General features: G+C 63.7%; 5 protein-coding genes. 1 reads left to right on the top strand and 4 read right to left on the bottom strand.

What is annotated here, in order from left to right; genetic code table 11:
- Positions 1-717, bottom strand: a 717-nt coding sequence (locus tag T281_RS16215; protein WP_037241925.1) for a fumarylacetoacetate hydrolase family protein, incomplete at its 3' end; no start/stop codon positions are given.
- A gap of 198 nt (positions 718-915) precedes the next feature.
- On the opposite strand from T281_RS16215, the gene T281_RS16210 reads away from it, so the two are divergent.
- The gene (locus tag T281_RS16210) at positions 916-1,305 is read left to right on the top strand and encodes a hypothetical protein (RefSeq protein ID WP_037241924.1); all 390 of its coding nucleotides are present in this window, start codon (positions 916-918) and stop codon (positions 1,303-1,305) included.
- Here the strand turns inward: T281_RS16210 and T281_RS16205 are convergent.
- From T281_RS16205 to T281_RS16195, 3 genes are all read right to left on the bottom strand, one after another.
- Positions 1,263-2,198, bottom strand: coding sequence for a DnaJ C-terminal domain-containing protein (locus tag T281_RS16205; protein ID WP_037241923.1), 936 nt, complete (start codon positions 2,196-2,198; stop codon positions 1,263-1,265). The genes T281_RS16210 and T281_RS16205 overlap by 43 nt on opposite strands.
- Before the next feature lie 114 nt (positions 2,199-2,312).
- On the bottom strand, positions 2,313-3,881 hold the full coding sequence (locus T281_RS16200; RefSeq protein ID WP_081796863.1) for a Ppx/GppA phosphatase family protein: 1,569 nt from the start codon (positions 3,879-3,881) through the stop codon (positions 2,313-2,315).
- Positions 3,882-4,051: 170 nt separating this feature from the next.
- A partial coding sequence (locus tag T281_RS16195) for a polyphosphate kinase (protein ID WP_037241920.1) occupies positions 4,052-5,063 on the bottom strand: 1,012 nt, incomplete at its 5' end.

The raw sequence follows: 5,063 nt of genomic DNA, 5'->3' as shown, positions 1-5,063 counted from the left end.
GCCGTTGACGCGGGTGATGATGCGCACCGCGCTCGCGTCGAAATCGCCCGCGGGCACAATCCACGGCCCCATCGGCGCTGTGCCGTCGAGGCTCTTGCCCTTCAGCCATTGGCCGCCATGCCGCGCCTTCTGGATGTCGCGCGCGGACACGTCGTTGATGGCCGTGTAGCCGAACACATAATCCAGCGCCTCGAATTCGGTGATGTTCTTGCCGCGCCTGCCGATCACGACGCCAAGCTCCGCCTCCCAGTCGATCTGGGCCGAGATCGCGGCATCGTAGGGGATCGGATCGAACGGCCCGTTCAGCGCCGCGACACCCTTCGAGAAGAACACCGGATGCTCGGGCAGCTTCTGGTTCGGATCGCGGAAGGCAGCGCCCTCGCTGAAATGCTCCACATAATTCCAGCCAACGCAAAAGATGTTGCCGTTCAGGCGCGGCAGCGGCGGCAGGATATGCGCCTCCGCCACCTTGAAACCGTTATGCAGCCCCAACTCGGCAAGCTCGCGAACTTCCGCCAGCGCTTCCGCCCCGCCCTCGATGAGCGCGCGCATGGATGTGCCATCGAAACCGAGCCAGCGGTCGGCGTGCCGCGCCGCTTCGGCGACATCGGTCACATGGCCGTCCGGCCGCACAACGCCGAGCCGCGCGCGGCCCTGCTCGTCCGCGAAAGTCAGCAGCCTCAATTTCGAATCGAGCGGCACCTCGATGGTGGTCATGACTGTTTCTCCTCTCGCTGGGAGCGCCTCGCGTGTCGGTCGGCGCTTAGCTTCCCGTGTTGCGTCCCGTCAGTTTCGTAGCCTTCAATTTGGGGCGGAGCGGAACCCGGCGCAATCGAGATCGAAATCGGTCGGGCCTACGCAAGACACGCAAACTAGAGTATGTAAGGGTTCGGCTCGCCGGATAGGGGACAGCCCATGCGTGCCTTTCGTCTGCTGATGCTCTTGGTCGTGTTTCTCTGCCTCGTGCCGATCCTGGCTCTGATCGGCGCGGGAGCCGCCGCGCGCGTCGCCGGATGCGATCTCGATCCGGGGCAGTCGTTGCCCTGCCCCGTTCTCGGAAGCGACTACGGAGACGAGCTGTTTTCCGTACTGAATTTCGGAATGCATACGGTCGAGGCCATCGCTGTTCTCGGCGCGCTCATCGTAGTTTGGGTGATCGTCGAAATCGTGGCGGCTATCGGCAGGAAGCCTCGAAACCCGAGGCCGTCCCAGCAGGACGGCGGCAGCCGGGATGCGCCTCGCCCGTGGCGAAAAAGCCCGCCTCAGGCGCCCGCCGCCTCGCGGAAACGCGCGCGCGGATCGTAGGGCTGCTTCTTCGCCCACTCCTGCATGAAGCGTTCAAGCTCAGGATCGATGACCGGCGGCAGCACGATCTTCAGCGTGATGAGTTGGTCACCATGCGTGCCGGAGCGCGGGTTCCGCACGCCCTTGCCGCGAAGCCGCAGCACCTGACCGCTCGACGCGCCCTTCGGGATCGCGACCGTCACGCGGCCGCCGATGGTCGGCGCCTCGACGCGGCTGCCGAGTACGGCCTCGTCGAGCGAAACCGGCAGTTCCAGCGTGATGTTGTCGCCGTCGCGGGAAAACAGCGGATGCGGCTGAATCTTCAGTTCGATGAGCGCGTCGCCGGGCTCGCCTCGCCCCGCGCCGGGGCCGCCCTTGTGGCGAAGCCTGAGCGTCTGCCCGCTTTCGACACCCGCCGGCACCGTGATGTCCAGCGTCTCGTTGTCGGGAAACTGCACGCGCTTCTTCACGCCATTGACGGCTTCGAGAAAGCTGATTTCGAGGTTGTAGCGGTAGTCCATGCCGCGCATCGTGAATGCGCCGCCGGACGGCCCGCGCCTGCCGAACAGGTCGCCGAAGATGTCGGAGAAGTCGCCGCCACCCGCGCCATTGTGAGAACCGCCGAAGCCCTCGTGGTGGCCAGCGCCGCCGCCCGCAGCGTAATCGCGGTAGAATGGGTTCGCGCGCTCGTTGCCCATCGAGTCGATCTCGCCCGCGTCGTAGCGCTTGCGTTTCTCGGGGCTGCCGAGCACGGCGAACGCCGCCGACACGCGCTTGAACTTCTCCTCGCAAGCCGGATCGCCCCTGTTCTGGTCCGGATGCAGGTCTTTGGCGAGCCTGCGGTACGCCCGACGGATGTCGTCGTTCGTCGCGGTGCGCTTCAGCCCTAGAACAGCGTAGAGATCTTGGTCCATGGAACGTTGGGTGCAGGAGTGTGTCAGCGTGCGAAATATGCAAAGACCGTTACAGAGCGACGGGAGTCAAGCTTAACTTGTTCCGCTCCGCTTCGTCCTCTTCGCACACTCGAATTATCCCCCGAACAAGCCCCCGAAAAATGTCTGTTTTACGTGTTTCGAGACAACCACTTCCGGTTGTAGCGTCATTTCGCGCGCGACGGAGCGCAGCCGCCGCCGCAGTTGCTCGCCGTCGAGCGACTCGAGCTTCGTCGGCAAGGAGAGCACAAGCTTGCCGCCTTCGCATAGAAGCGTCGTCTGCGGGAGAAGGCCCTTCATTCCCGCCGTCAGCGTATGCGCGAGGCGAACCGTCTGCCCTATGATCTGCGCGCGTTTCTGGAGCGGGCGCGGCAGAAGATGCGCAAGTTTCGGCATCAGCTCGCCCTGAAGCTTGCGCTCGTAGCGATGATAGACGCACAGCGCGAGGAAGGCGCGGCCGGGGTGGTCGATGCCGGCGAACGCCGATTGCGAGATGAGCACAGCGCTCTGCTCGCCGCGATAATCGGGATGAGCGCGCCAGGAGATGTCGGACAGGAGGCAGGCAGCGTGGCGCAGGCGACGCTCATCCTCATGTTCATGCTCGTTGGAGCGCGCGAAAAGCCCGTCCGTCCACTCGATCAGCTCGCGGCCGTGCTGAGGCGAGCGGGCGCGCAGGGTCGCCACCGTTTCGCAAGCCGACAGCAGCGGGTCTTCGGCGCGTTCCGCCTCGCTGAGGAGCCGGTAGATCGTGCCCTCGCGCACACCGAACGCCGAGAAGACCACGTCGGACGGCTGCATCTTGCGGATCAGCGAATTGAGAAGCAGCGCGCCGAACGGCACCGTTTCCTCGCGCCCGGCCGACATGCCCGCGAGCCGCTTCAACCCGGTCGGCGAATTGTTGGCGTAGCGCGCGGTGATCTGAAGCGCCTTTCTGGCGTCCATCTTGTAGCCGTGCACGGCGGAAAGCGGATAGTTCGTCTGGGCCATATGCAGCTTGGCGAGCGCGCGCCACGTGCCGCCGATCGCGTAGAAATTTTCGCCGCGCACGTTGTTCAGCCAGTCGACCGACGCAAGCGCATCCTCGATGATGGGGATGGCTTCGGTCTTCTCGCCATGGGTTCGCTCGGCCAGCGACAGACTGCCGAGCGGCAGCGAAATCTGGTCGGACAGCGTATCGCCATTGATGCGCACGAGTTCCATGCTGCCGCCGCCGAGGTCGCCGACGATGCCGCGCGGATTGACGAAGCCCGCGCGAACGCCCGTCGCAGCAAGCTCCGCCTCCTCGGCATTGCCGATAACGCGGATCGGGACGCCGCAGGCTTCCTCGGCCTTTGCGAGAAAGTCCGGACCGTCCTCCGCCCAGCGGACCGCCGCCGTCGCAAACGGATGGATGTCGCGCTCGCGCACGCCGCAGATGTCGGCGAGCTTGCGGAAGCGCGCCAGCGAGGCAAGCGCGCTCGGCACGGTTTCGGGATTGAGGCGCTTCAGCTCGTTGAGATAACGGCCGAGCCCGCACATCGCCTTCTCCTGAAAGAGCGGCGTCGGGGCGCGGGTTAGCCTTTCATACACAACGAGGCGGATGGAGTTCGAACCGATGTCGATGACGGCCACGGGGCGTGCACCGGGTAGCCGTCCACTTATCGAACCGAGCGTCGAATTATCCACGAATTATTCTCATGCTCTGGCGCATGGGTTTGCTCCACGGTGCTGCCGGCTCTCAAGCATACATATGCGCTTCGAGAGCACGGGCAACCAATTGATTCTGGTGTAGTTTCGATTTTTTCATTTGATGACAGGCCACCAGCGGGCGTGAACCAAATGGAGAATCCACTGCACTAGGCGTGCGGTGCCGATGCGACTGCGAAGCGTCGCGGGAAGTTCTGCTTGAGCGCGCCCCCTCGCCCCGAAAGACTGGGATTTGTCATGAAATACTCATGCGCGCTGAAGGGCTCCTCGCCGGGCTTGAGGTGAAAGCGCTGGGAGCTGCCGTCGCTCTCGATTTTCCAGCTCTGGAGATTATCTTTCAGATTGGCGATCATGATCTGGTCGAGAACCTGTTCGTGAACGGTGGGGTTCGTTATTGCGGTCATGGCCTCGACGCGACGTTCGAGGTTGCGCGGCATCATGTCCGCGGAACTGATATACACATGCGCATCCTCCGATGGCAATCCATGCCCTGCGCCGAAGCAGTAGATGCGTGAATGTTCCAGAAACCGCCCGATGATGCTTTTCGCGCGGATGTTTTCGGAAAGCCCATGGATGCCGGGCTTGAGGCAGCAGATGCCGCGAATGACGAGGTCGACCGGCACGCCCGACAGGCTTGCCTCATAGAGCGCGTCGATCACCTCCGGATCGACGAGCGCGTTGAGCTTCATCCAGATCGCGGCCGGGCGACCAGCCTTGGCGTGGGCGATCTCGTTATGAATCTCCTCGATGATTCGCGCCTTGATGCCGTGGGGCGAGATGTACATGCGTTCGAGGTTGTTCGGGCGGCTGTAGGTCGTCACGTAATTGAAGATACGCGACACGTCGCGACCGACGGCCGCGTCGGCCGTGAAATAGGACAGGTCCGTATAGATCTTCGCCGTCGCCGGGTGATAATTGCCCGTGCCGATATGGCAGTAGGTGCGAAGCTCGCCGTTTTCCTTGCGGACCACCTGACCGAGCTTCGCATGCGTCTTGAGGTCGAGCTGGGTCAGGCCATACACCACATGCACGCCCACGGCTTCGAGCTGCTTCGCCCATTCGAGGTTATTCAACTCGTCGAAGCGTGCCGTCACCTCGATCATCACGGTGACGCTCTTGCCCGCCTCGCGCGCCTGCCGGAGCGCCTCCACGATGGGCGAG

The organism is Rhodomicrobium udaipurense JA643, assembly GCF_000636015.1.
GTDB classification, from domain to species: Bacteria; Pseudomonadota; Alphaproteobacteria; order Rhizobiales; family Rhodomicrobiaceae; genus Rhodomicrobium; species Rhodomicrobium udaipurense.
The sequence above is the reverse complement of the archived record's forward strand: the minus strand, read 5'-3'. Positions and strand labels throughout refer to the sequence as shown.

Coding starts and splice junctions, on each gene's coding strand:
- T281_RS16210 (WP_037241924.1), top strand. CDS start 916: ATGCGTGCCTTTCGTCTGCTGATGCTCTTGGTCGTGTTTCTCTGCCTC.
- T281_RS16205 (WP_037241923.1), bottom strand. CDS start 2,198: ATGGACCAAGATCTCTACGCTGTTCTAGGGCTGAAGCGCACCGCGACG.